This window comes from Paraburkholderia silvatlantica (assembly GCF_003096715.1).
GTDB lineage: Bacteria > Pseudomonadota > Gammaproteobacteria > Burkholderiales > Burkholderiaceae > Paraburkholderia > Paraburkholderia silvatlantica.
In genome coordinates this window covers 15492-39601 of record NZ_QEOL01000001.1, presented here as the reverse complement: position 1 = coordinate 39601, position 24110 = coordinate 15492, and the positions used below count along the sequence as shown (strand labels likewise).

Annotated in this window: 21 protein-coding genes and 1 pseudogene; 5 read left to right on the top strand and 17 right to left on the bottom strand. The window is 66.9% G+C overall.

Annotation, left to right across the window (positions count from 1 at the left end; genetic code table 11):
* Together C7411_RS00180 and C7411_RS00175 are read right to left on the bottom strand one after the other, a co-directional pair.
* Entirely contained in the window at positions 1-900 is a 900-nt protein-coding gene (locus C7411_RS00180) for a branched-chain amino acid ABC transporter permease (RefSeq protein WP_110382571.1), read from the bottom strand.
* A 16-nt stretch (positions 901-916) separates the two neighbouring features.
* Positions 917-2083: a branched-chain amino acid ABC transporter substrate-binding protein gene (locus C7411_RS00175; RefSeq protein ID WP_110382570.1), complete on the bottom strand. Its 1167-nt coding sequence runs from the start codon at positions 2081-2083 to the stop codon at positions 917-919.
* A 273-nt stretch (positions 2084-2356) separates the two neighbouring features.
* Between C7411_RS00175 and C7411_RS00170 the strand changes: the two genes are divergently transcribed.
* Complete coding sequence (locus C7411_RS00170) at positions 2357-3601, top strand: D-amino acid dehydrogenase (protein ID WP_110382569.1); 1245 nt, start codon at positions 2357-2359, stop codon at positions 3599-3601.
* Positions 3598-4386, top strand: coding sequence for a maleate cis-trans isomerase family protein (locus C7411_RS00165; protein ID WP_110382568.1), 789 nt, complete (start codon positions 3598-3600; stop codon positions 4384-4386). Before C7411_RS00170 ends, C7411_RS00165 begins: the two co-directional genes overlap by 4 nt.
* An 18-nt stretch (positions 4387-4404) precedes the next feature.
* Here C7411_RS00165 and C7411_RS00160 read toward each other — a convergent pair whose 3' ends face one another.
* From C7411_RS00160 to C7411_RS00090, 15 genes and pseudogenes are all read right to left on the bottom strand, one after another.
* Positions 4405-5370, bottom strand: coding sequence for a chemotaxis protein (locus C7411_RS00160; RefSeq protein WP_110382567.1), 966 nt, complete (start codon positions 5368-5370; stop codon positions 4405-4407).
* Between the two features lie 126 nt (positions 5371-5496).
* On the bottom strand, positions 5497-7812 hold the full coding sequence (locus C7411_RS00155) for a putative bifunctional diguanylate cyclase/phosphodiesterase (protein WP_110382566.1): 2316 nt from the start codon (positions 7810-7812) through the stop codon (positions 5497-5499).
* Between the two features lie 1047 nt (positions 7813-8859).
* Complete coding sequence (locus C7411_RS00150) at positions 8860-9420, bottom strand: transglycosylase SLT domain-containing protein (protein WP_110382565.1); 561 nt, start codon at positions 9418-9420, stop codon at positions 8860-8862.
* A complete protein-coding gene (locus tag C7411_RS00145) occupies positions 9417-9995 on the bottom strand; it encodes a PAAR domain-containing protein (RefSeq protein WP_243412986.1) in 579 nt (192 codons plus the stop codon). Before C7411_RS00145 ends, C7411_RS00150 begins: the two co-directional genes overlap by 4 nt.
* Complete coding sequence (locus C7411_RS00140; protein ID WP_243412985.1) at positions 9992-10681, bottom strand: PAAR domain-containing protein; 690 nt, start codon at positions 10679-10681, stop codon at positions 9992-9994. The genes C7411_RS00145 and C7411_RS00140 overlap by 4 nt, the downstream gene beginning before the upstream one ends.
* 322 nt (positions 10682-11003) lie before the next feature.
* Positions 11004-11297 (bottom strand): hypothetical protein, encoded by a 294-nt coding sequence (locus C7411_RS00135; RefSeq protein ID WP_110382564.1) that lies wholly within the window; start codon positions 11295-11297, stop codon positions 11004-11006.
* A gap of 22 nt (positions 11298-11319) precedes the next feature.
* Positions 11320-11847: a hotdog family protein gene (locus C7411_RS00130; protein WP_110382563.1), complete on the bottom strand. Its 528-nt coding sequence runs from the start codon at positions 11845-11847 to the stop codon at positions 11320-11322.
* Positions 11844-12671, bottom strand: coding sequence for a beta-ketoacyl synthase chain length factor (locus C7411_RS00125; protein ID WP_110382935.1), 828 nt, complete (start codon positions 12669-12671; stop codon positions 11844-11846). Before C7411_RS00125 ends, C7411_RS00130 begins: the two co-directional genes overlap by 4 nt.
* 5 nt (positions 12672-12676) lie before the next feature.
* Positions 12677-13882 (bottom strand): beta-ketoacyl-[acyl-carrier-protein] synthase family protein, encoded by a 1206-nt coding sequence (locus C7411_RS00120; RefSeq protein WP_110382562.1) that lies wholly within the window; start codon positions 13880-13882, stop codon positions 12677-12679.
* A 30-nt stretch (positions 13883-13912) separates the two neighbouring features.
* Positions 13913-14773, bottom strand: a complete 861-nt coding sequence (locus C7411_RS00115) for a polysaccharide deacetylase family protein (RefSeq protein ID WP_110382561.1) — start codon at positions 14771-14773, stop codon at positions 13913-13915.
* A complete protein-coding gene (locus C7411_RS00110) occupies positions 14770-17313 on the bottom strand; it encodes an MMPL family transporter (protein ID WP_110382560.1) in 2544 nt (847 codons plus the stop codon). The genes C7411_RS00115 and C7411_RS00110 overlap by 4 nt, the downstream gene beginning before the upstream one ends.
* Positions 17313-17966, bottom strand: coding sequence for an outer membrane lipoprotein carrier protein LolA (locus C7411_RS00105; protein ID WP_110382559.1), 654 nt, complete (start codon positions 17964-17966; stop codon positions 17313-17315). The genes C7411_RS00110 and C7411_RS00105 overlap by 1 nt, the downstream gene beginning before the upstream one ends.
* 125 nt (positions 17967-18091) lie before the next feature.
* Positions 18092-19012: pseudogene (locus C7411_RS00100) on the bottom strand (LpxL/LpxP family acyltransferase); the annotation flags it as partial.
* Positions 19009-20793 (bottom strand): AMP-binding protein, encoded by a 1785-nt coding sequence (locus C7411_RS00095; RefSeq protein ID WP_110382557.1) that lies wholly within the window; start codon positions 20791-20793, stop codon positions 19009-19011. The pseudogene C7411_RS00100 and the gene C7411_RS00095, both read right to left, overlap by 4 nt.
* 68 nt (positions 20794-20861) lie before the next feature.
* On the bottom strand, positions 20862-21530 hold the full coding sequence (locus C7411_RS00090; RefSeq protein ID WP_110382556.1) for a COG4648 family protein: 669 nt from the start codon (positions 21528-21530) through the stop codon (positions 20862-20864).
* Positions 21531-22063: 533 nt separating this feature from the next.
* Between C7411_RS00090 and C7411_RS00085 the strand changes: the two genes are divergently transcribed.
* From C7411_RS00085 to C7411_RS00075, 3 genes are all read left to right on the top strand, one after another.
* The gene (locus C7411_RS00085; protein WP_110382934.1) at positions 22064-22324 is read left to right on the top strand and encodes a phosphopantetheine-binding protein; all 261 of its coding nucleotides are present in this window, start codon (positions 22064-22066) and stop codon (positions 22322-22324) included.
* Between the two features lie 64 nt (positions 22325-22388).
* The gene (gene fabG, locus C7411_RS00080) at positions 22389-23105 is read left to right on the top strand and encodes a 3-oxoacyl-ACP reductase FabG (RefSeq protein WP_110382555.1); all 717 of its coding nucleotides are present in this window, start codon (positions 22389-22391) and stop codon (positions 23103-23105) included.
* Positions 23106-23345: 240 nt separating this feature from the next.
* A complete protein-coding gene (locus C7411_RS00075) occupies positions 23346-24104 on the top strand; it encodes a glycosyltransferase family 2 protein (protein WP_110382554.1) in 759 nt (252 codons plus the stop codon).
* Positions 24105-24110: the final 6 nt, after the last annotated feature.

The following is a 24110-nucleotide window of genomic DNA, read 5'->3' as shown; positions in this document are numbered from 1 at the left end:
TCACATCCTCTCGACCACGCGTTCGCCGAACAGCCCGGTGGGCTTCACCACGAGCACGGCGATCAGCACACCGAACACGAACACGTCGGTCCATTGGGACGACACGTACCCCGCGCCGAACGCCTCCAGCAGGCCGATCAGGAAGCCGCCCACCATCGCGCCCGGAATATTGCCGATGCCGCCGAGCACTGCCGCCGTGAACGCTCGCAGCCCGAGCACGAAGCCCATGAAGAAGTTGATCTGCGTGTAGAAGAGCCCTTCCATCACGCCGGCGACCGCGGCGAGCGACGAGCCGATGAAAAACGTGAGCTGGATGAGCCGCTCGACGTCGATGCCCATGAGCCGCGCCGCATCCTGGTCGATGGCGAGCGCACGCATGGCCGTGCCGACGAATGTATGGTGTACGAACAAATACAGCGCGATCATCAGCGTGAAGCTGGCCGCGATAATGCCGATCTGCGCAAACGTGATGTGCACTTGCGCAACGTCGAAGCCGCTATGCGTGAGCAGGTGCGGGTAGGTGCGAAAGCCCGCGCCGTAAGCGATCAGCACGCCATTCTCGAGCAGCAGCGAAACGGCTAGCGCCGTAATGAGAATGGACAGGCGCGGCGCGCGCAGCAACGGCTGGTAAGCCACGCGCGCAATCGCCACGCCGAGCACGCCGGTCGCGAGCATGGCCGCCGCGAAGGCGAAGAACAGCGCGAGCGCGAGCGGCAGGCGAGCGGCCGCGAGTGCGGAAAGCGCGGTCCAGCCCACGAACGCGCCCACCATGAAGAGATCCCCGTGTGCGAAGTTGATGAGCCGGATGATGCCGTAGACCATCGTGTAGCCGAGGGCGACGAGCGCGTAGAACGAGCCGATCGTCAGCCCCTCGATGACGAACTGGAAAAAGGTGCTCATGAGCGGCCCGGCGCGCTTACTTCATTGCCACCCACTTGCCGCTCGCATCCTGGCGCTGGTAAGGCTCGAACTGATCGTTATGCACGACGACCGTGATGTACACGGCACGGCTGCGGTCGCCCTTCGGATTGAAGCCGATCGTCCCCGTGGCGCCCGGGTAGTTCGTGATCTTGTGCAGTGCGGCGCTGATGTCGGCGGGCTTTGCCGACTTGCCATCGGCGATGGCCTTGGCGGTCACGCCCACGGCGTCGTACTCGTACACCGAGTACGGTCCCGGGCCCTGACCATAGGTCTTGTTGTACTGATCGAGATAGTCGTGCGCGCCGGCAAGGAACTGTGCGAGCGGTGCGGTCGTGATGATCATGCCGTCGGCGGCCGGGCCGGCCGTCTTCATGAGCGTGGGGTCATTGGTGCCGTCGCCGCCCATGAAGGTCATCTTCAGGCCGACCTGGCGCGCTTCCTTCACGAGCAGACCCGCCTCGGAGAAATACCCCGTGTAATAGATCACGTCCGGCTTGAGCGAGGCAACCTTGGTGAGCGTGGGCGAATAATCCATCTGGCCCGGCGTGATCGAGTCGGCGTAGACCACGTCCACGCCCATTTTCTTGAGCGATTCCACCGTGTTCTGCGCGAGACCCTTGGCATAGGTCGTGTTGTCGTCGATCACCGCCGCCCGCTTTGCGTGCAGCGAGTTCTTCATGAAGCTGGCCGCGAAAGGCCCTTGCTCGTCGTCACGGCCAATCGTGCGGAATACGTTGTCGTAGCCCATTTCCGTGAGCTTCGGATTGGTCGAGGCGTCAAGTACGTAGGGAATACCGGCGCGGTGGAAGGCGGTCAACTCGGGCAATGCCGCGCTCGAGCAGTAGCCGCCCGCCACGGCGACCACGCCCGCGTCCACGAGTTTCTGTGCGGCCTGAACCGCCGTTTGTGCGTCGCACGCGTCGTCTTCGGGCACGAGTTCGATTGGCTTGCCGAGCACGCCACCGGCCGCGTTGATTCTGGCGGCCGCGAGTTTCGCGCCGTTCAGGATATCCGTGCCCGCTGCGGCGCTGCTGCCCGAAAGCGGCACCGGCACGCCGATCTTGATGGTCTGCGCCTGGGCGAGTCCAGGCGCGAGCACGGCGAGCGAAAAGAGCGTGAGCGCGAGGGTTGCATGCAGCGTGCCATTGTTCTGAGGATTCATGTGAGCGGCTCCTGAGCGTGGACCCGACCGGGCGATGCTGCAACGCAGGCGAGCCCGCGCGGTCAGTTAGCGAAACGAAATAATTCGTCCAGTGCGATGCCCTGCAGGTCCTGCCCGCTCATGGCGCACAGCTTGCATGGGTACCGGCGCATAACGACCTATCCATGATAGATGCATGCCACCGTTTAACTGCCATAGGGTAAGCGCGAATACAAATTGCGTGCGCTCGCGGCAGCGTGAAGGTACTTTGTAGACACGCACGGAGGGGCGCGAATGAAGACCATCGTACTGGGCGGCGGCATAGCGGGCGTCACGAGCGCGTATTACCTCGCGCGCGACGGCCGCGACGTGACGGTTATCGAGCGACGCGCTGGCGTTGCGCTCGAAACGAGTTTCGCCAACGCCGGGCTCGTCGCGCCGGGCCATTCGTACACGTGGGCCTCGCCCCGCGCGCCGCTAATCCTGCTCAAATCGCTGTTCGTCGAGGGCCAGGCGCTGCGCCTGCGCCTGAATGCCGATCCGCACATGTGGGCATGGTGCGCGCAATTCCTGCTCAACTGCACCGAGGCGCGCTCGCGCGAGAACACCTCGCGCAAGGTAAAGCTGTGCCGCTATGCGCAGCATCAACTGCAGGAGGTCACCGCGCGCGAGCGACTCGAATACGACCTCATCAGCCGCGGCCTGCTCTATCTCTATCGCGACGCCGCCTCGTTCGAGCGCGGCCGCGCCCACATGTCGATCCTCGTCGAAAACGGACTGCCGCTCGAAACGCTCGACGCCGCCGCGGTCGCGGCACGCGAGCCCGCGCTCGCCCACGCGCGCGAACGCATTGCGGGCGCGATCTACTGCCCGAGCGACGCAAGCGGCGACGCGCACCGCTTCACGCGCGGGCTCAAGGACGTTTGCGAACGTATGGGCGTGCGTTTCGTGTTCGACGCGCCGATCGAGGCCATCGAAGCCGCCGGCGATCGCATTGCCGGCGTACGCACGAGCGCCGGCGTGATCCAGGGCGACGACTACGTGCTCGCGCTCGGCTCCTGGTCGCCGATCCTCGCGCGGCCGCTCGGCTACCGCATCGCGGTCTATCCTGTGAAGGGCTATTCGGCCACGTTCCCCTGCGGGCCAGGGCATCGCCCGCCCGAGATCGGCGGCGTGGACGAGAATCACCTTGTGGCATGGGCGCGGTTTGGCGCGCGCCTGCGCTTCACGGCCACTGCGGATTTCGCGGGCTACGACACGCGCCACACGCCCGCCGATTTCACTTCCATGATGCGCTCGGCGCGCGAACTCTTTCCGCAAGGCGCCGATTACACGCAGCCGGCGTACTGGGCCGGGCTGCGTCCAATGACGCCCGAAGGGACGCCGCTGATCGGCCGCACGCGCCATCGCAACCTCTTTCTGAACACGGGTCACGGACACATGGGCTGGACCATGTCGTGCGGCACGGCAAAACTGCTCGCCGACATCATGGCCGGGCGCGAACCCGAACTCGACATGACGGGATTGACGCTGAAATGATATCTGCCGCACCGCCGCAAAATCATGAGAATGCCTACACAAAGCTCGATTTCGCGCTCGACGGCGGCATTGCCCGCCGCGCCGCGATCGGCCTCGTCGTGCTGGCCACCGATCACACGATCGAATACGAGTGGCGCGATCTGTTGCGCCAGCCGGGCGTAGCGTTCTACGAGAGCCGGCTCGAGAATTCGCCCGACATCACGCCGCCTCGCCTCGCGGAAATCGAGGCGCGCATCGCCCCCGCGGTGAGCCTGATGCTGCCCGGCGAGCGCCTCGACGTGGTGGCGTTCGGCTGCACGTCGGCTTCGATGGTGATAGGCGAAGAAAAGGTCGCGGCGCGCATCCGCGAGGTCCGGCCGGACATTGCCTGCACCACGCCGATCACGGCCGCGCTCGCCGCGCTAAAGGCGCTCGACGTGCGCCGCGTGGCGCTGCTGACGCCCTACGTGCGCACCATCAACGACTTCATGCGCGATTACATCGAGGCGCGCGACGTGACCGTCACGCGCATGGCTTCATTCGAGCATGCAGACGACAACGAGGTGGCGCGTATCGATGCGAATTCGATTCGCAGTGCGATAGACACGCTGGCGCGCCACGACGATGCCGATGCGGTGTTCGTGTCGTGCACCAGCCTGCGCGTGGCCGCGCTCGTGCCTCAGATCGAAGCGCAGACCGGCAAGCCGGTGCTGTCGAGCAACTACGCGATGGCGTGGCACGCGCTGCGGCTCGCGGGGGTGCAGGATAGCGAGCCGCAGTTGGGGCGGTTGTTCGCGCGCCAGTGACCTCATCGGCTAATGAAATCAGGCGTAAATGGGCTTGCCAGCGAGCGCGCTGCGAATCGCACCCGCGAGGTCGCCAGCGGCGAATTTCGCCACATAGCCGCTCGCGCCTGCATTCTTCACGTGGGCTTCATTCGCGGTGCCCGTGAGCGACGAATGAATCACCACGGGAATATCCACGGTGCGCGGGTCCGCCTTGATCTTGCGCGTCAGCGTGAAGCCGTCCATCTCCGGCATTTCGAGGTCGGTCAGCACGAGCGCAATGCGATCCTTCGCGCGCACGCCGTCGCGTTCCGCTTTTGCCGCAATCTCGTCGAGCTGCTTCCACGCTTCGAGGCCCGTCTTCGCCATCGTGTATTCCACGCCGAGCGCCTTGAGGCTCTGGCCGATCAGCTCGCGCGCGAAACCCGAGTCGTCGGCGGCCAGCACTTTCGCACCCGGCGGAATCATCGCGGGCTCGCCCACGTCCTCCGGCACGACCGCGCCGTGCTGCGCCGGGAACACGTCGCGCAGCACCTGCTCCACGTCCACCACCTGCACGAGCTTCTTGCTCTCGGGGTCGTTCTCGAGCCGCGCGATGCTCGTCACGCGGTTGCCCATCGTCACGTCGGCGGTCAGCACCTGGCTCCATTCGAGCCGCACGATCTCGTCCACGCTTTCGAGCGCGAAGCCCTGTGTGGAGCGCGCGAATTCGGTCACGAGCAGGATGTTCAGGCCCGTGGCCGGCTCGCAGCCCATGAGCCGCGGCAGGTCGATCACGGGCATCACCTGGCCGCGGATGTTCGCCGCGCCCAGCACGTAGGGGGACGACGCCGCGATCGGCGTGATCGCCGGCATGCTCAGGATTTCCCGTACCTTGAAAACGTTGATGCCGAAGACTTCGCCAACCTCGCTGCCCGGCGCCGCGCCGAGACGGAAAAGCAGCAGCTCGAACTGGTTCGTGCTCGTCAGGCGGGTTCGTTCGTCGATTGCGAAGCCGCTATCCATGATTCTCTGGTGTCCTTTACGTGTGGCGCGATGCGTCCGGCATCGGCTCCCTGCCAACGTCTACGGCCTGGCGAGGGAAATCTTGAGCCTGCCGCTGCCGCACGAGCGTGCTGGATCAGGACGTCCTCACACGCCCCCGCGCAGGCGGCCAGCAGTATGCTCGCGCAGCAGCGCCGCGCAGACCCGCGCGCTCACCGGCCTGCCGAACAGGTAGCCCTGCTGCCGTTCGCAGCGCAGCGAGCGCAGAAACGACGACTGCTCTGACGTTTCCACGCCTTCGGCGGTCACGCGCATGCCGAGTGAATGCGCCATCGCCACGACGGCCTGGGTGATCGCCACGGAGTCGCGATTGTCGGGCAGGCCCGCCACGAACGTGCGATCGACCTTCAGGTGGTGCAGCGGAAAACGCTTCAGATACGCAAGCGACGAATAGCCGGTGCCGAAGTCGTCCACCGAAATGCGCACGCCAATGGCGTTCAGCGCGTGCAGCAGAGGCAGCACGCTCTGACTGTCGCTCATGAGAATGCCTTCGGTGATCTCCACTTCGAGCGCGTCGGGCGAGAGGCCCGTGCGCGCGAGGCATTGCTCCACCTGTTCGACCAGCCCGTCCGCGATCTGGCGCGGCGAGAAGTTGACCGCCATGACGAAGTCGGGCGCGAGGAGGCGCCGCCACTGCGCGGCCTGGCGGCATGCGTGCTCGAGCACCCACTGGCCGATCGGGATAATCATGCCGGTGTCCTCGGCCACGGGGATGAACTCCGCCGGCGAGACCTGGCCCAGCTCCTCGCTCTCCCAGCGCAGCAGCGCCTCGGCGCCGATCATGCGGCCGTTTGCGCCATCCACGATCGGCTGATAGACGAGGCGCAGTTCGCCCGAAGCGAGCGCACGGCGCAGCCCACGCTCGATCTGGAAGCGGCGCTGCAGGCGCTGGCGCAGCTCGGTCGTGAAAAACTGAAACTGGTTGGTGCCGCGCTGCTTGGCCGCGTACATGGCCGAGTCGGCGTTGCGCATGAGCGCGGCGGCGCTGCGGCCATCGTCGGGATACAGGCTGATGCCGATCGAGGCGCCCAGGTAGTACTCGTTGCCCGCCACCGCGAACGGCGCGGCTATCGCGCCGAGCACGCGCTGCGCGAGCGCGACGAGTTCGTCCACGCCTGTGTAGCAGCACACCGCGATCACGAATTCGTCGCCGCCCACGCGCGCGAGCGTGTCCCCCTCGCTCACGCACCCGGTGAGGCGCCGCCCCACGTCGCGCAGCAGCGAGTCGCCGGCTTCGTGGCCGCCCGTGTCGTTGACCTTCTTGAACCCGTCGAGATCGACGAAGAGGAGCGCCGGCTTCGCCGAGCACGTGGCGCGCTCCAGCATCGCATGCATGCGCTCGGCAAGAAAGGTACGGTTGTAAAGGCCTGTGAGCGCGTCGCGCGTGGCGAGGTAGCGCAACTGCTGCTGCGCCTCGCGCACGGGCCCGATGTCCGTGAACGACACCACCACGGAAACCGGCTCGCTTTCGCCGGGCCGGAAGATCGGCAGCACGTTCTCGCTCACCCAGACGATCTCGCCGTCCGCGAGTTCGAGGCCGACCGTCTCGCCGAGCACCGGCTTGCCCGTTTCGAGCGCCTTCATGCTGGGGCGCTTCGCGGTGGGCAGCGGCTTGCCGCTTTCGTCGAGCACGCGCGGAATCACCTTCACGATGCTCATGCCGATGGCGTTCTCGGGCAAGCGCAGGAGGCGCCGCGCGCTGCGGTTGCAGGCGAGCACGGTGTCGTCGCGGGCCTGCATCACGATGCCTTCGTTGAGGTGATCCACCACGAGGCGATGGTGCTCCTCGCTGAGCGCGAGCCGCTCGGCCATGGTCTGCTGGTTGAGCATGGCCGCGACGCTGCGGGCGATATCGCACAGCAGCGCCTCCTCGGCCGCGCTGGGCCGCCAGGGCCGGCTCTGGTACACGGCAAGCGCGCCCAGCACGCCGCCGTTGTCGTCGTCGAGCGGTGTGGTCCAGACCGCGCGCAGGCCACTGTCGAGCGCGATGCGGCGGTACTTGCCCCACTCGTGCGCGAGTTCGAAGTCTTCCACGCACACCGTGCGCCGCTCGGCAATCGCCGTGCCGGACGGGCTCGTGCCGGAACCGACCGGCGTGCCGTCGAACGCGGCGTGATACTGCGCCGGCAAGGCTGGCGCGCTGCCGATGCGCAGGCGCCGGCCATCGCCGTCCAGTTGCAGGATCGCGCAGTTCGCGCCCGCGCCCAAGAGCCGCCCGGCGCGGCAACAAACCTGAGCCAGCAGCTCCGGCAGCGGCATGCTGCGCGACACCAGCCGCAATACACTGCGCTCCTGCGCGAGCGCTTCATCGGCCCCGCCGTTTGCCCCGTCCGATTCCTCCTCCGGCTGACCGCCCCGTGATCCCGCCGCGCCGAACGCTCCCGCCGCTTGGGAATAGACCATACCTTCTTCCCCTCCTGTTGCCGCGGCGCGTGTGGTGCAGGTAGCATCCGCGGCCGGCCCGATCTCCAGTGTGGTGTGCGGCGTACCGCCCGCCGTGAGGCGAGTGATGACGCCGCCACTGCATTAACGGCAAGGGCTGCCGTATCTTGAAGTGTCGGGCGCGGGTGGTGCGGGGCGGATAACGGGGCGCGGGTGGGAAGGCGCGCCGGGTGGGGGTTCGCGCGCGGAGCGTGGGTGGTTGTGAGGGTAAACACCGGGCGCGACCCGTCCTCGTATCGGCGGGACCGCGCAGGTAAACGTAAACAGATATCCTCGCGCCCCGCAACGATGATACCCACTGCCTGACACGCGACTCGCCATGCCAATGGCCGCGATACCCTTCCTCAGGGCCCGGTTTGCCCTTCGATAGCGCAATGGGGATGGCTCTCAAAGACTGGCCATTGCGCCGCACTACCATGTGGATCGTCTTCGGCAACTGCATAGAATATGGTCATCGCCAATTCCAAAATATGCGCGTTGCACGTAGCTTCGGCAAATAATTCGAATAGGTTTGCTCAGCCCGCCGCTCGCTCGCGTCGTATCGGTAAATGATGTATCGCTTGGTCGACTCGTTTCGTTCGACATTCGGTATTAGAACCTCCACACCGTCCGCATCGAAATAGAGGGAAACCGGTCGCGCCCGTTCCGCGAATTCGACTCGCTCCCACCGTTTCGCGTTAGCGTTATAACGAATCGCGACGCCCTGTAGATAGTTCGAAGTGAATTCGCCAGATATCAGTAAGGCACGTTCCTTCGTGCCTACGCACGCAATCTGTACATCATTGCCGCGTGACTGATCTTCGTCACCCTGATAGAGGCGTACGGGCGCTGCATCGTCTTTACTTAGATAGTAGGTCGTCGTGCTATCTATGGGACGATCGCGCAGCAATACGACTGTGTGGCTTTGATCGCTTCCTAGTGTGCAAGTCGCAACCACATCCATTCCGAAGGCGGGCTGCGACACGGCATTGTAACTAACACAGAGAACCGACATAAAGGCGAGTAGTCTCATTTGGCCATATCACGCAATGGTTGCATCGAACCCGGATCGGCCTTTAGCTTCTCCGCGCACGCCCTGATTTTCTTGTAGTACACACCGTTTGACAGACCGCGATAGAGTTTGTACGCCTCCTCCAGCGAACCAGCCTTGTCGATCCAGTATTGCATATACTCCGTGCCAAGCTGAATATTCGTAGCCTCATCGAACATGCTTGAGGAGACGTGCATAGCGGCACCTTCCGCGAATGCCTGGTGGGTTTGCAGATCACTGGGCATATGCCCTAGCTCTTGCTGCTTTCGGTATTTATAGACTTGTTGCACCGCACCTTTGTTCATTTGCATAAGGCCCTTCGCCGTGGAACCCGCTACGGTAGCGTTCGCATCGAATCGTGATTCCATGTAAATCTGACAAATTACAAGATTTTCGTCCAGACTCGATTTGTTATTGAATTGCACCAACTGGCGAATTTCGTGCAACCGCGCCGAATCGTCAACCAGTACGGTGACAGGCGCGGTATCGAACTTCGGCGTAAGTTGTGCCCTACGTGTCTTGATTACTTTGGCTGTCATAAAAACTTGTCCCAATCGGGGTTGAGGGGCGGTGTTTCTTCGAGTACATGCAGCGTTGCTGAACTCGCGTCATAGGCCGATATGCGTTGCGTGTAGCCTCGCGCGTCTGTTCGGCCGTCTATCTCGTCTCCATCATCAGTAATGATCCTGTAGGGCATATCGCGTAGAGGTTGACCTGTGCGCGGGTTACTTAGATGGAAACATTGGTCGTAGTCGCGTTGCGTCGCGCTTGATGTCGTAGTGTTCGCACGTTGGCCCATAAGCCCCGTCGATTCTTCGGCGGTAAAGATCATCGCCATGTTTCGCTCGGCATGGAACACGGGGGGCGGCGAACAACCGCAAATATTGACATCGCCGCTGAGCGCCCATTGTTGACCATTCGGCCCGGTGCCTTTATGACGCGGCCCGCGCGGTGCGATGTAGCCTTCCTGTTTGCACGCGCGGCAATACGTTTTCATGTAGAGCGTGGAGATATTCACTTCCGGCGGTGGATTCGCACACGTTACACTCGGCAAGCCTTCCGTTATGAATGCGTCACCTGCCTCATCGCCGATGCCAAGAAATACGCGTCTCATACGGCCTCGCCTCGGCTCTTCATTGCCTCTTCTGTGACAACCTCCCAGGTGTCCAACCACGCCGACCCCTTTCGATCGGGGCTATCCGTTATCGTGTCGCCGTTATCCAGCACGCTCCCCACATACGCGAATTGGGCCATCGTCGGATTGGTCTTGATCGCCAGGCCGCTAACGATTCGGGCGGTCGTGCCGTTCGCGTAATGGACTTTATCGCCGATAACGCCGACCCTCACGCGCTCTCCGTCAACGTTCCATTCGCCCCCTGGATCGCGCAGTACGCCGCCGCGTGCCGTCGTTGAACCATAGAGTGCGAAGCGTTCGCCGGGTATGCACGGCGGCGGTACATATGACGCATCGAAAAGACCTTCGGGCGTTTCGCCTTCTGCGACGAACAAACCTGATTCCCGGTCTCCCCAAGGGGTGGATACGATTTTGTCGCCGTTGCTCAGGGTGCTGCCTACGAGAACAAAGCACGTGGCTCGATCTGAAACCAGGGAGCCCGAACCATCCATGATTACGGCTTGGCTGCCGTCGGGATAGGTGACGATATCCCCCACGAGTGCGGCGCGAAGGTCACAGATAACAAGGCCCGATGTCGCCTTGGTGATATACCCGCCGCGTTCCGTGCGCGCGCCCAATGTTGCGAATGCGTACAGAGTGCCTTTGCGTTCCTTCTGATTCGACATTTCCAGACCTCCACGAAATCGACGAAAACAACCGGCTCGACGATGCGACCGGCGAAGCGCCGAGCTAGTTTTCACCCGGCACTCCGATAAGTACGCCGTCTGATTGAGTGGAGACATAAGACTGGTCCGAATTTCCAGGCAAATAATCTCGCGAGCGCATTCGCTTGCAATTAATTTGATGCTCGTCAGATTTTTGTTACTATCTCGATTAATTTTCGCTGTCTGAATTTGCCATGAATAATTGAGAATCTGCCTAGGCAAGCGGACAAAGAAAAAAGGCCGCTCGTACATGAACGGCCTTCCTGTTCGCAAGCACTACACCCTACGTCTGGCTCTTCTCGCTGCTCTCGCCACTGCCGTCCTTATGGAACACGCGCCTGGTCGCGCGCTTCGTGGCCTCGTAGCCCTCGCGCGACACATGCGCGATGCCGTGGCCCACCGTCTTCGCGGCGTTCGCGGTGGCGTGGCCGAATTCGCGCGCGGCGTGGCCGGTTTTCGCGGCCGCTTCCTTCGAATCGTGCTTGATGTTCTCCTTCACTTCGTGAACATCGGCGTGCGCCATCGTGCTGGCCATGCCCAGCACGAGCGCCGCGAGTATGAACCGTTTGGATTTCATCGTCGGGCTCCCTTTTGTATTGTCATCGAATGACTGCAGACGCATCGAGCATCACTGCCGCGCGCCCCGTAAGCAGCACGCGGCCCTCGCCGCGCACCGTAAAACCATAGAGGATCGTGTTGCCGCTGCCGCTCATGCGTTCGGCTTCGATCGCGAGCGGTGCGGCGAGCGTGTCGAGGCGCTCGACATGCGCCACTACGTTACGCACGCTCGCAAGAAAGCCCGCGCGCGGGCGGCCCGCTGCCGCGCCCTCCATTGCGCCAAGCAACGCGCCATGCACGGCCATCGCCTGCGCCGCGTACTCCACGCCGCAAACGGCTGCGAGGCGGCCGCGCGAGCGCAGCGGGTTGTGCGGATCGCAATGACTTGTCGCCGTACAACGGATCCGTGTCTCGTCCCACGCCTGCACACCGTCGAGCAGACACATCGCACCGCTATGCGGTATGCGCGCCGCGATCCATGCGCGCTCGAGCGGCGCGGCGGGCGCGGTCGGCGCGGCGTTCGCGATCACGTCCGCGAGCGTATCCGGCAGGTCGGCTTGCGTCGTCATGCGCCGTCTCCAAACGCGTCCGGGGCCGTCACGCCGATTTGCACGCGCAGTTCGGGCAAATAGTCGATGACCACGCTCGCAGGCTGTCCGGACCTGTCCATGCACGCGAGCGCTTCGAGCAGCGGCAGCGCGCGCGCAGCGGGATTGTTCGTGCGCAGCGCTTCGAGTTCGGGCGAGGCGAGCGGCGTCGCGGGCGCTTCGGTGAGCGTCACGTCGAGGCGCGCAATCGTCGCCGCGCTCGCCTGCGGCGCGAGCACGAGCGCCACGCCAAATGCATCGGCCACCGGCCGCAACGCATGCAGCGGCTCGGGATAGTCGGCGTCGTAGGCGATCAGCAAGGTGGGCACGCCATCCACGGCCACCTGGCACGCGCTTTCGAGCAGGCCCGCTGCGAAGCTGCCGTCGTGCGCGCACAGCACGTTCGAGGCGGCCCGGTCGCGCGTCGCGATGCTCCAGTAGCCCGCGGGCGCGTTGTGCACCGAGTTGTGAAAACGCGTCGGCGAAAGCAGGCGGTCGTCGCCGGCCAACGCGTCGCAGATTATGTGGCAGTTCTGACCATCTCCACCCGAGGCCGCGAACACGGCGGCAAGCGTCGTCGCGTCGCGGCCGCTCGCCGCGACGGCTTCGTGGCCCACGGCGAGCGCGGTCTTGACGACGGCCCCGGTACGGCGGCGCTCCGCGGCCGGCAGGCCCTCGGGCGGCGGCAGCAGCGTGCGTGCGCTCGCGTACGGCGTGCGCGCGGCGAGCACGTCGGCCGTCTGCGGCCAGTTGGCAAGACCCGGGCCGATCACGCCAACGCTTTCGATGAATGCGGAAAGTCTCATGGCGGTCATCCGTGATGTGCGCGGTCCGCGCGCCCGAACAGGAGGCTGCAGTTCGTGCCGCCGAAACCGAATGAATTGCTGAGCGCGGCGCCCACTTGCGCCTCGCGGCTTTCCAGCACGTAGTCGAGGCCCAGCGCGGCGTCGGGCTGCGTGGTGTTGACGCCGGCGGGCACGAAGCGATGGCGCAGCGCAAGCGCCGCGATCACGGCTTCGAGCGCGCCCGCCGCGCCGAGCGTATGCCCCGTCGCGCCCTTGGTCGAGCTGCACGGCGTGCGCTCGAACAGCGCATTGACCGCGCGGCTTTCGGCGGCGTCGTTGCTCGGCGTGGCCGTGCCATGCAGATTGATGTAGCCGATTTCGCCAGGCGCCACGCCCGCGGCAGAAAGCGCCTGCGCCATCGCGGCGCGCGCGCCGAGCCCTTCGGGATGCGGCGACGACATGTGATGCGCGTCGCTCGATTCGCCCACGCCGAGCAGCAGGATGGCATCGTCGTCCAGCGTGTCGGGCGTGCGCTCGAGGAAGGCGAACGCCGCGGCCTCGCCGATCGAAATGCCGTTGCGGTTCACGTCGAACGGGCGGCACGGATCGCGCGAGAGCAGTTCGAGCGAGTTGAAACCGTACAGCGTCGTCAGGCAGAGCGAATCCACGCCGCCCACCACGGCCGCATCGATGAGCCCCGCTTCGATCATGCGGCGCGCGGAACCGAACACCTTCGCGCCCGAAGAACAGGCCGAAGAAATCGACGTGGCCGGCCCGCGCAGGCCGAAGTACGCGCGCACGAACGAGGCCAGCGCGAACGGGTTGTGCGTCTGCGCGTAATGAAAGCCCGGCTTGAGCGCGCCGCTTTCCAGGTCGCGCTGCCGGTAGGCGTTTTCGGTTTCGAGAATGCCCGAGGTGCTGGTGCCGACGAACACGCCCACGCGAGCGGCGCCATAGCGCGCGACGGCGGCCTGAATGTGTTCGGCGAAACCGTCCTGCGTGAAGCCGATCTGCGCGAGACGGTGGTTGCGGCACGCGTAGTCCGCGAGGTCGGCCCGCATCGTCTCGCTCTCGAGGCCCGCCACCTCGCCGGTCCACGTATCGAGGTCCGCGCGCGCGAAATCGCAGCGCGCGAGGCCTCCGCGCGCGCCGCGCAGCGCGTCGAGCGTCGCGTCGAGCCCGCGCCCGAGGCAGCTGGTAGCGGTGAAATGCGAAAGGATGAGTGGTTTCACGTCAGTCGGTCCATTGGCGCAGCGGTGGAATCAGGGTTGACCGGCTTCGCCGTCGAGGCACGCGCGCAGTGTGGTCCACTGCAGCTGGCGTTCGGCGGCGGCGCGCAGAAGCGGCGGCAGCACATCGAGCACGAGCGGCTTGCCGCGCGCGTCGCGCGCCGCGTGGCCGTCGTGCACGAGCAGGATGTCGCGCGCAGCCAGGCCATCGAGCAGGCGGTGCGTGACCGGGGCGGCGTTTTTCGCGCAGGTGTCGAAGCCGCGCCGCGTCCAGCTCGCGAGGTGCAGACCGAGGGCGCATAACACCGGCTCGAGGAACGGATTGCGCAGGCCCGCCGGTGCACGGAAAAAGCGCGGCGCCGTACCCGCGATTCCGGTGAGCGTGCGCTGCGCCGCCTCGATCTCGCGTTTCATCACGAGCGGCCCCGAGACCGAAAACGTATGCCGATGGCGCTGGCTATGATTTTCGACGGCATGGCCGCGCGCCACGATCGCTTCGACAAGATGCGGGTAGCGTTGCGCCAGCTCGCCGATGCAGAAGAACGTTGCGTGCGCATCGAAGCGGCCCAGCAGCTCGAGCACGCGCGGCGTCACTTCGGGGTCTGGACCATCGTCGATAGTAAGCGCGATGCGCTGCCCCGCGTGCTCGGGCAGGCGCGTCCAGTTCGGGCCGAGCAACGCGCTGCGCGGCCACAAGCCCGCGGCAGTGAGCGCGAGATGCGAGGCGACCACGCTGCCCGCGGCCCACGGCCATGCGTGCGGCTGCGCGGCCACGGCGGCGGCCGCGCCCGCGTGCAGCGCCGCTGCGCCGCAAATGAACGGCGACGGCTTCCAGCGCCGCGCCGTGGCGAACGCGGGCATCACTCGCGTAGCGGGCAATGAAGCCGGGTTCATGCGCGGCCTCCGTGCGGGCGGCTCATCTGCGCGCGTTCGGTGCGCGGACGAGCGGACCGCCGCTCGTCGGGCGTATCGGCGCTCACGTGCGCCTCGGCGCTGCTGTGCACGAGCGGCGGCGCGAGAATCGCCGCGAACGCGAGCGCAAGCATCGCGCCCGGCCCGACGGTCAGTCCGAACGTTTCGAGCAGCGGCACATGAGACAGCGAGAGCAGGCCGAAGCCCGCCACCGTCGCGAGATTGGCGACGAGCAGCGAGACGAGCGTGCGCGGCGTGATGCCCGCTTCGTCGTCGCGCTTGCAGAAGAACAGCGCATAGTTCGAGCCCACCGCGACGATGAGCAGCATGCCGACCAGATGCAGGATGGTCAGCGGCACGCCCGCCAGCGCGAATCCCGCCGCCACGACCAGTACCGCCGCGACGAGCGGCGCGAGCGCGCGCGCCGCTCGTGAGACCGAGCGCAGCGCGAGTACCAGCAGCACGACGATGACGACGAAACCCGCGAGCGAGAGGCGAATGTCTTCGTGCACGTAGTCCACGTACATGCGGTCGGCTTCGGCCTTCAGGTCGACGAACAGTGCGCCCGGCACGTTCGCACGGGCGACGGCGCCGCTCACGGCGCCGGCGTCGAGGCTCGGCGTATTCACGGCCTGTGCGCCTTGTGCATTGCGCGGCGCGCGCAAGGCGAGCATGGCGCTCCATTGCCCGTCGCGCCGGGTCAGCAGCGCATCGACAGCGAGCGCCATCGACGTGCCCTTGAGGTCCGCGCGCGTGACGAGCGGCGCGTTGCGCGCCGCCTCGACGTCGGCGAGAAACGGCGCGAAGGCGTCGGGCTTCACGTCCACCGGCTGGTTCCTGATCGCCTCCTGCAGGCGCGCCGCGAGCACATCGCTGGCGGGCAGGCTCGCGAGGCGCGCACGCTGCGTGGCGTCGCTCGGCAGGTAGCGCGCGGGGCTCTCGAAACCGCCCAGCACGCCACGCTCGACGAGCGGTTGCAACTGCGCGCCAACCTTCTCCGCGCCTTCGAGCGCGGCCTGCTCGCTCGCGGCCGGGATCACCACGAGATAGCGCACGTCGGGTGCGCCAACGTCCGCGCGCAGACGCGTGTCGAGCGCCTGGCTCGCGGCGGGCACGGGGCTCAGGGAGGAAAGCTCGTGGCTCCAGAGGTCGCCGCGATGCAGCCACAGCGCCGCCACCGCGGCGAGCACGAGCGCCGCGAGCGGCCAGCGCAGGCGCGGCGCGGCCTGCGCGAGGCGTGCGAGCGCCGCACCGATGCGCGACACATCGCGAATCGCGACGGCACCGCCGCACAGCTGCGGCAGCACGAAGCGCGTAACGAGCGCGGCGCTCACGAGGCCCGCAATCGAATAGAGCCCCAGTTGCACGAGGCCGGGGAAGCCCGAGAACAGCATCGTCGCGAAGCCGCACACCGAGGTCAGCACGCCAAGGCGGATGGTCGGCCAGTAAGCGGCGAGCCAGGCGCGCATCGTCCCGCGGCCCTGGGGCGCACCGCGGGGGCCGCCCTGCGACGACTGCACGAACAGATAGATCGAATAGTCCACCGCCTCGCCCATCAGCGTCGTGCCGAAGCCGAGCGTCAAGCCATGCACCGTGCCGAACACGAGCGAAACTGTGGCAATGCCCGCCGCCACGCCCGAGAACACCGGCAAGAGCCCGAGCCCCAGCGTGCGCGGCGAGCGGTACAGCGTGAGCAGCAGCGCGACGATCAGCACGAGGCTCAGGGTGGAGAGGCGCTCCACGTCGTGGCGAATGGCGTCGCGGGTGGCGACCGCGAACACGCCCGGCCCCGTCAGCGATACCTGGTAGGCCGAAGCATTGGGCAAGGTGCGCGTGGCGGCGGCAAAGGCGGCGCGCACGGCGTCGATGGCGCGGGACTGCGCGTCGGTGTCGGAGCCGGCGGCCGCCGTTTGCGCCACCAGCACGGCGCGCCGGCCGTCGCGCGAGGCCCAGACGCCGCCGCGGCTCGCTGGCTGCGCCGCGCTGTCGAGCTGACCGACCATGGCCGCCACTTCGCCCGTCGGGTCGCGCGGCAGCAGGTCCTTGGCAACGAGGCCCGCCGACGACGTCAGCAGATCGAGGCTCTCGCCGAGCGCCGCGTGCATGCCTTGTTCCGTGAAGTGTTGGGGCGTGACCGCGGGGCTCAGCACGTAGCGGTGTGCGAACATGAACTGCTCGTCGCGCGCGTCGTTCTCGTCCGAGCCGTTGTGAATCGCCACGAATTGCGGATCGGCGCGCAGGCTCGCCGCCACGCGGCGCGAAAGCGCCGCGCGCGTGCTCTCGTAGCCGCCGTCGATGCCGATGAGAATGAGCCGGGAAGCCAGGCCGTCGCGCAGTTGATCGACGAGCACTTGCTGCGTGGGGCTCGGCGAGCGCGGCAGAAACGCCGAGAGGTCGGCAGTGAAATTTGCGCGGCCGATCGCCACCGCGCACGCGACGAGGCCCAGCAGCCACACCGCAACGGCGCGGCGCTGCACGAGCGCGAAGCCGCGCGCAAGGACCGGATGGGCACGCGGGTCCATCAGTTCGCGTCCGCGGAAAGGGCGTGCAGGCGCATCACCGAATGATCGCCGTCCGCCTGCTGGATCGCGACGCTGCGCATCGCGTCGCGTGTGCCGTCTATCGTGATCGTATTCACCACCTTGCGCATGCGCGAGTCGAGCGGCGTGAGCGTAAGCGTCCAGTCGTCGCCCTCGCCCGCGAGCGCGACCTTGTACACCTGCTCCAGCGCGAAGCGGTTGCCCGCGAGCGTCGCACGGATGCTCTCGATGAACGCGCCCAGCTCCGGATAGCGCGCGAGCGCCAGCGTGTAGGTGCGGTTCTCGCGCTGGACGGTCAGCATGTCGCCGTCCACCACGAGGTGCTCGGGCTTCGGGTTCTGCGTGATCTTTTCCAGATGATCGGGCGCGACGAACACGAGTTCGCCCGACGACTCGACGGGCTGCGTGGCGATCGAGAGGTACTTCGTCTCGGTGAAGCTCGCGCGGCCGGACTTGTGCTGCGCGAGCGTGGACATCAGGCGGTCGAGCGTCCAGGCGGGCTGCGCGGTTTCGGCAGCCTGGGCCGGCACGGCAGGCGCGCCCGCCGCGATGACGGAAGCGGCGATGAAAGCGGCGCTCGCCAGCGCACGCTGGCAGCGCGCGCGCAAGGTCGCGCAACGGCGGATCGCACTCATGCGTCGGTCACCTCGTGCACGGGAAGCTCGGCAGGGGCGCGCGTCTCGCGGCGGCGTACCGGGGCCGGCGCCGGCGCACGGGCCGCAGCGCTTGCCGCCGCCGTTGCCGGGGCCGGTGCGCCGACCTTCGCGCCCTGCTTGCCGCCCTGCCAGAAGTCGTAGTAGTTGAACCAGTTGTACGGCGCCTTGCGGCAATAGCGGTCGAGCAGCGTGACGTAGCGAACGAGCGCCGCGTCGATGGCGCGCTGGCGCGACTCGCGCGGCACGTCGGTGAAGTCCGCCAGCGTTTCGAAGTGCACGTCATAGCGATTGCCGCCGCGGTACAGGCCCGTCATGAAGAGCACCGGGCGCTTGAGCATCGCGGCCATGTAGAGCGGCCCGAGCGGGAACGCCGCCGGCTCGCCGAGAAACGCCATGCGCCGCATGGTGGCGGTGTCGCCGGCGAGCAGCGTGCGGTCCGCGAGCATGCCCACCATGCAGTTCTGGTCGAGACGCTCGTGCACCTTCAGCATCGAGCCGACCTGGCCGAGCCCGATCACTTCGGGCTTCGCCGCGGGATTCACGGCGGCGAGCGTCGCGTTGATCTTCTGCGCGTTCTCCTCGTACATCGTCACGACCACGCGCAGGTCGGGCCGCGTGCGGCCGAGCGCGCGCACGATCTCGAAGCTGCCAAGGTGCGCGCCCATCAGGAACACGCCGCGCCCCCTGGCGAGCGTCTCGTCCACGAGCGTATGGCCGTGCGGGCGGATGTCGAACATGTCGAAGCGCGCGTTCGCCAGATAGATGCGGTCGTGGATCGTCGAGGCGAACGTGAACACGTGGCGGTAGACGTCGCGCCAGTGCGCCGGGCGGCCCAGCACGCGGCGCAGGTAATCGCGCGAGGCCGCGCACGCGCGCGGCGAAAACAGCACGAAATACAGCGCGATCAGATGCAGCAGCGCGCGGCCCGCGCGGCGGCCGAGGCGCAGCGAGAGCCACGTCATGATGCGCAGGAGCAGCGTGTTGCTGCGCTCCTGCTGGTTCGCCCAGTCGGTGCGCTTCGTCATGGCTGCGCTCCGGTCTGCGCGCCCGCGCGCGTGAGCGGCCCGGCGCCGCGTGCGTCAGCGGCTTCGTCGCTGATGACGCCGCTCGCGACATCGCGCGCGCCCGCGCGCAGCGTGAAGCGGATCGCACCGCTCGCCGCCGCGTCCCAGGCGAGGTCGAGTGTTTCGCCGGGCGCGGCCGGGCTCAGGAATTTCGCGGTGCTGAGCCTGAACGTGTCGAACGGCCGGTTCAGCGCGGCGCCGATCGCGTCGATGGCGTGATCGAGCAGCACGACGCCGGGCACGATCGGGTGACCCGGGAAGTGGCCGGGCAACGCGGGATGATCGGCGGGAATTGCGAACGAAAGCGTGGACGCCGGCTTGGCGAAAGCGCCGCCCGCGTCCTTCGCGTCCTTCGCGGGAGCGCCGCGCATCTGCCGCGCCACGAACGCGGCGAGCACGTCGTGTGGCAGCTTGCCGGTGTCGTTGCGCGGCAGGGCATCGACGAACAGGAGCGGACGCGGCAGAAACGCGCGATCGATGCGTTCGCGCAGCGCACGCTGCAGATCGGCGAGCGCAAGCGTCGGCGCGACCACGAGCGCGACGAGGCGCTGCACGACGTCGTGGCCCGTACGCGCATCGTGTTCGAGGTGGTCGGGCATGAAGAACACGCCGTCCACCACGCCTGGAATCGCGTTGAGCTGATGATTGAGGTACGCGAGCGAGCTTCGTTTGCCGGCGATGTTGATGAGGTCCGCCTTGCGCCCGTGCAGCAGGAAACGCCGGGCGTCGAGCAGTTCGATCGCATCCCCCATCGGCACCGGCTCTTCCACGTGGCCGCCCGATACCCACATCGTCGCGCCTTCGCCGTCCTGCGCCGCGCTTTCGCGCGCTTCGAAACGAAGCTTCGGGAGCAGTTGCCACGTTGCCCCCTTCGCCGTGCGGCGCGTCGCGATCTGGCCGGTTTCGGTGCTGCCGTAGATTTCGACGAGCGGCGCCTTCAGGCGCGTTTCCGCTTCGATCGCCAGCTTTTCCGAGAGCGGCGCAGTGGCCGAGAGCACCAGTTCGGCCGGCGGCAGCGCATGAGCGGTGGCGAGCAGCGCGCGCAGATGGATCGGCGAAGTCACGAGCACGCGCGGATGCGGCACCGCTTCGAGTTCGTCGCGAATATCGACGGGATAGAACGGCAGCCGGTTGCTGAACGCGCAGCCGCCGATCAGCGGGAGCAGCACGGTCACTTCGAAACCGTACATGTGCTGCGGCGGAACCGTGCCGACAATCGTGCAGTCGTGCGCGGCGAGCAGGCCGTGCCGCTCGGCCGACGCGCGCACGCCCGCCACCAGCGCGCCCCACGTCTTGCCGTGCGGCACCGGCGCGCCGGTGGACCCCGACGTGAACACGTAGGCGACGACGCGCGAGGCGTCGATCTGCGGGACGACGAACGGCGCGGCCGCGTCGGCTTCCTGCGGTGCTTCGGGCCAGGCGAAACGCGGCAGGCCGATCGCGCAATCGGGCGCGTCGTGCAGGCAGAACGCGTCGGGGGCGAACGAGGCGAGCTGGCGCACGGTTTCCGGCGTCTGCGTGGAGGGCAGCAGGCTGATGCGGCCGGACACGAGCGCCGCGCACAGGCCCACGGTGAAGCGGTAGCGGTCGCGGCAGACGTTGAACACATGTCCGCCCGCCGGCAGCGCCGCGGCCACGCGCGTGACGTCGGCGAGGAACGCGCGCACCGTGACGGGCGCGCCGTCGCGCCAGGCGATGACCTGGTCGGGCGACGGATGAAAAACGAGCGGATGAGTCTGCATAACTTCAGTCAATACGGATTCCTGCGTTGTTCCCTGGCAGGCCTCAGGCTGGCGAGCGGCATTCATGATCAGGAATGCTCCGCGCGGGCGTGGGCCGTCTGCTGAGTCGTCTGCCGGTATGCGCGGATCGCGTCGAGCATGCCGGCATTCGGCTCGCCAGGCAGCACGAAACGCCGGCACGCGTGCTCGGCGACGAACATTACCGCCACGAGCGGCAAAGCCAGATAGTTGGCGAACGTCGCCCACGCGACGATCGGTGCAACCGCGAACATCAGCGTCGAAACGCCGGCAATCGCGACGAAAAAGAGCGTCCACGCGAGCGTGATCTGGCGCGTATAGCGCGCGACGGCGGGCGTCAGCGCGCCGCCATGGATCATCGAGGCGAACTGCGTACAAAGCGGCACGCGCCCCGCCGCGAGCGTACGCCCGAACAAGAGCGCCATCGCGAGGTTAAAGCTCACATGCTCCAGATACAGTCCCCATTCAAAGTGCAAAGCAAGCGGCGTGCGCATGATCCACAGCGCGAGCGCGACGAGCGTCCAGAGCGGCAGCAGCCACGCCCGGCGCGGCGAGCGCGCGGCGGCGGCCAGCGCGATCGCGAGCGGCGGCACGAGCGCCATCGCAAGGCCGAAGCCGTGCGCGCCCGGCGTCGCCACCGCGTAGTGCGCGCCGATTTGCCAGGCGGCCACCGCCGCCACGCCAGGCACCGCGCGCGCCGCCGCAGCCACGGCGCTCATCGCCCGCCTCCGCGCTGGCGCACGCGCGGGCCAGCGCGCCGTGTGCACGGCGCCGGCGGGCGTTCGGCCCTGGTGCGGCCCAGGGCGGTCTGGCTGAGTGAAAAAGACATCTGGCTTATATCGCAAATAGGCTCGTAAGCGAATCGTAGGGCGAGGCAGGCGCCTCGAATCATCACAAGAAATGCAAGTATCGGGCCGGTTTCTTGCAAGCGTATCCAGGCACGCACATTTTAAGATTGGCGGGACCCGATCACCTGTCCTGCCCGACGCCGGTTTGTAACCGAATGTTGGGAATCGCGCCAGCCAGGGCTTTTGTCCGATCCAGACAGGCCCAATGCCGCGCAAGCGTCTCGCGCGTTCCGGTCGCAAAAATGCGTGCCGCCTGGCACCGACCCTCTGTAACCCTTTCGCCTGGGAGCACGGTATACGCACCGATACCCTTCACTTAGAATCCTGGTAACTTTTACATCAAACGAACCCTAAAAACGGGCGGCCGGTGCTGTCGGCCCGCACGCCCGGAGAGCCCACGCATGATGAACGCACTGGAACAAGAACTCGCCGCGCAGATCGTGAAAGAGCTGAACCTCGAAGACGTCTCGCTCGACGAAGTGAGCGCCGACACGCCGCTCTACGGCGAAGGCTTCGGGCTCGACTCGATCGACATTCTGGAAATTGCGCTGCTGATCTCGAAGAAGTACGGCTTCGAGCTGCGCTCGGACAATCCGGAAAACGAGAAGATCTTCGCGACGCTCGGCACGCTGGCCGCCTATGTCGCGGCGCACCGCGTGCGTTGACTGACGTGAGCGGCGCGCGGTGCCACGACTGCCGGCGCTGGCCGGGATTGAGGGAGGAAAACCCATGCGTGCACTCGTGACAGGCGGCAGCGGCGCACTCGGGCAGGCCATCAGCGTTGCGCTCGCGCAGGCGGGCCACGAGGTCTGGGTGCACGCGAACCGGCGGCTGGCCGAGGCCGAGGCCGTCGCGCAGCGCATCGTCGCGGCGGGCGGCAGCGCGCACGCCATTGCCTTCGACGTGACCGACGCCGACGCGGCCGAAGCGGCGCTCGCCCGTCTCGTGGAAGACGCGCCCGTGCAGATCCTGGTCAACAACGCAGGCATTCACGACGACGCGCCATTGGTGGGCATGCGCCGGGAGCAGTGGCGCCGCGTGATCGACGTCTCGCTCAACGGCTTTTTCAACGTGACCCAGCCGCTTCTCATGCCGATGATCCGCACGCGCCGCGGGCGTATCGTCAACATCGCCTCGCTCGCGGGCGTGATGGGCAATCGCGGCCAGGCGAACTATGCGGCCGCGAAGGCCGGGCTGATCGGCGCGACGAAATCGCTCTCGCTGGAACTGGCTTCGCGCGGCATCACCGTGAACGCCGTGGCGCCCGGCATCATCGCCTCGCCGATGGCGGAGCACGCATTTCCCGCCGAGCGCATCAAGCAGCTCGTGCCTGCGCAGCGTGCCGGTCAGCCCGCGGAAGTCGCGGGCATGGTGGCGTACCTGGTGTCCGACGCGGCCGCCTACGTGACAGGGCAAGTGCTCTCGATCAACGGCGGCCTGGCCTGAATACGCGGCGCGTTTTGCGCTGCTGCATCCTCTGAGGAAATACGAGTGTCTGTGCAACCCTTCGACGCAAAGCGGCAGTCGCGCTCCGCGCCCGACACAGGCACGGGCGCGAGCGCCGAAGCATCCGGATACGAAGCCCCCGCGCACGATGCGCCGGACGTCCGCCCCGGCGGTTATGCGCGCGCAGCGGCGCGCGCTAGAATTTTTCCAGGGTCTCACGCTGTCGAGGCACCCGCTGCCATGGCCACGCCTTCATCCACGCATCTTGTCCTGATCCCGAGCTACAACCCGGGCGCCCGGCTCGACGAGACCGTACGCGGTGCACGCGCGCAATGGAACCCCGTGTGGGTCGTGGTGGACGGCAGCACGGACGGCAGTGCCGCGCGCCTGCAGGCCATGGCCAACGACGACCCCGGCCTGCACGTCATCGTGCTGCCCGACAACCGGGGCAAGGGTGGCGCAGTGCTCGCGGGGCTCGAAGCCGCCGCGGCGCGCGGATTCACTCACGTCCTGACGATGGACTCCGACGGCCAGCACCCCGCCGCGCTGATTCCCGAGTTCATGGCCGCCTCGCAGGCCGCGCCCGAAGCCATGGTGCTGGGCCTGCCGAAGTTCGACGCGAGCGCGCCGCAACTGCGCGTGCAGGGACGGCGCCTGTCGAACTTCTTCGCCGACTTCGAGACGCTGTGGGCCGGCATCGGCGATTCGCTGTACGGCTTTCGCGTGTACCCGATCGCGCCGCTCAAGGCGATCATGCAGCGCCAGACGTGGATGCGCCGCTTCGACTTCGATCCCGAAGCCGCCGTGCGCCTGTGCTGGGCCGGTGTGCGGCCGATCCGGATCGAAGCGCCGGTGCGTTACTTCGGCGCCGATGAAGGCGGCGTTTCGCATTTCAACTACGTGCGCGACAACCTGCTGCTCGCGGGCATGCATCTGCGGCTCGTGGGCGGGTTGGCGCTGCGCCTGCCGCGCCTGATCGGCAGGCGCCTGCTTCCCTGATCGCCG

What these genes read in the sequence shown, in the direction of transcription:
- C7411_RS00180 (WP_110382571.1), bottom strand. Translation starts at nt 900, where the DNA reads ATGAGCACCTTTTTCCAGTTCGTCATCGAGGGGCTGACGATCGGCTCG.
- C7411_RS00175 (WP_110382570.1), bottom strand. Translation starts at nt 2,083, where the DNA reads ATGAATCCTCAGAACAATGGCACGCTGCATGCAACCCTCGCGCTCACG.
- C7411_RS00170 (WP_110382569.1), top strand. Translation starts at nt 2,357, where the DNA reads ATGAAGACCATCGTACTGGGCGGCGGCATAGCGGGCGTCACGAGCGCG.
- C7411_RS00165 (WP_110382568.1), top strand. Translation starts at nt 3,598, where the DNA reads ATGATATCTGCCGCACCGCCGCAAAATCATGAGAATGCCTACACAAAG.
- C7411_RS00160 (WP_110382567.1), bottom strand. Translation starts at nt 5,370, where the DNA reads ATGGATAGCGGCTTCGCAATCGACGAACGAACCCGCCTGACGAGCACG.
- C7411_RS00155 (WP_110382566.1), bottom strand. Translation starts at nt 7,812, where the DNA reads ATGGTCTATTCCCAAGCGGCGGGAGCGTTCGGCGCGGCGGGATCACGG.
- C7411_RS00150 (WP_110382565.1), bottom strand. Translation starts at nt 9,420, where the DNA reads ATGACAGCCAAAGTAATCAAGACACGTAGGGCACAACTTACGCCGAAG.
- C7411_RS00145 (WP_243412986.1), bottom strand. Translation starts at nt 9,995, where the DNA reads ATGAGACGCGTATTTCTTGGCATCGGCGATGAGGCAGGTGACGCATTC.
- C7411_RS00140 (WP_243412985.1), bottom strand. Translation starts at nt 10,681, where the DNA reads ATGTCGAATCAGAAGGAACGCAAAGGCACTCTGTACGCATTCGCAACA.
- C7411_RS00135 (WP_110382564.1), bottom strand. Translation starts at nt 11,297, where the DNA reads ATGAAATCCAAACGGTTCATACTCGCGGCGCTCGTGCTGGGCATGGCC.
- C7411_RS00130 (WP_110382563.1), bottom strand. Translation starts at nt 11,847, where the DNA reads ATGACGACGCAAGCCGACCTGCCGGATACGCTCGCGGACGTGATCGCG.
- C7411_RS00125 (WP_110382935.1), bottom strand. Translation starts at nt 12,671, where the DNA reads ATGAGACTTTCCGCATTCATCGAAAGCGTTGGCGTGATCGGCCCGGGT.
- C7411_RS00115 (WP_110382561.1), bottom strand. Translation starts at nt 14,773, where the DNA reads ATGAACCCGGCTTCATTGCCCGCTACGCGAGTGATGCCCGCGTTCGCC.
- C7411_RS00110 (WP_110382560.1), bottom strand. Translation starts at nt 17,313, where the DNA reads ATGGACCCGCGTGCCCATCCGGTCCTTGCGCGCGGCTTCGCGCTCGTG.
- C7411_RS00105 (WP_110382559.1), bottom strand. Translation starts at nt 17,966, where the DNA reads ATGAGTGCGATCCGCCGTTGCGCGACCTTGCGCGCGCGCTGCCAGCGT.
- C7411_RS00095 (WP_110382557.1), bottom strand. Translation starts at nt 20,793, where the DNA reads ATGCAGACTCATCCGCTCGTTTTTCATCCGTCGCCCGACCAGGTCATC.
- C7411_RS00090 (WP_110382556.1), bottom strand. Translation starts at nt 21,530, where the DNA reads ATGAGCGCCGTGGCTGCGGCGGCGCGCGCGGTGCCTGGCGTGGCGGCG.
- C7411_RS00085 (WP_110382934.1), top strand. Translation starts at nt 22,064, where the DNA reads ATGAACGCACTGGAACAAGAACTCGCCGCGCAGATCGTGAAAGAGCTG.
- fabG (WP_110382555.1), top strand. Translation starts at nt 22,389, where the DNA reads ATGCGTGCACTCGTGACAGGCGGCAGCGGCGCACTCGGGCAGGCCATC.
- C7411_RS00075 (WP_110382554.1), top strand. Translation starts at nt 23,346, where the DNA reads ATGGCCACGCCTTCATCCACGCATCTTGTCCTGATCCCGAGCTACAAC.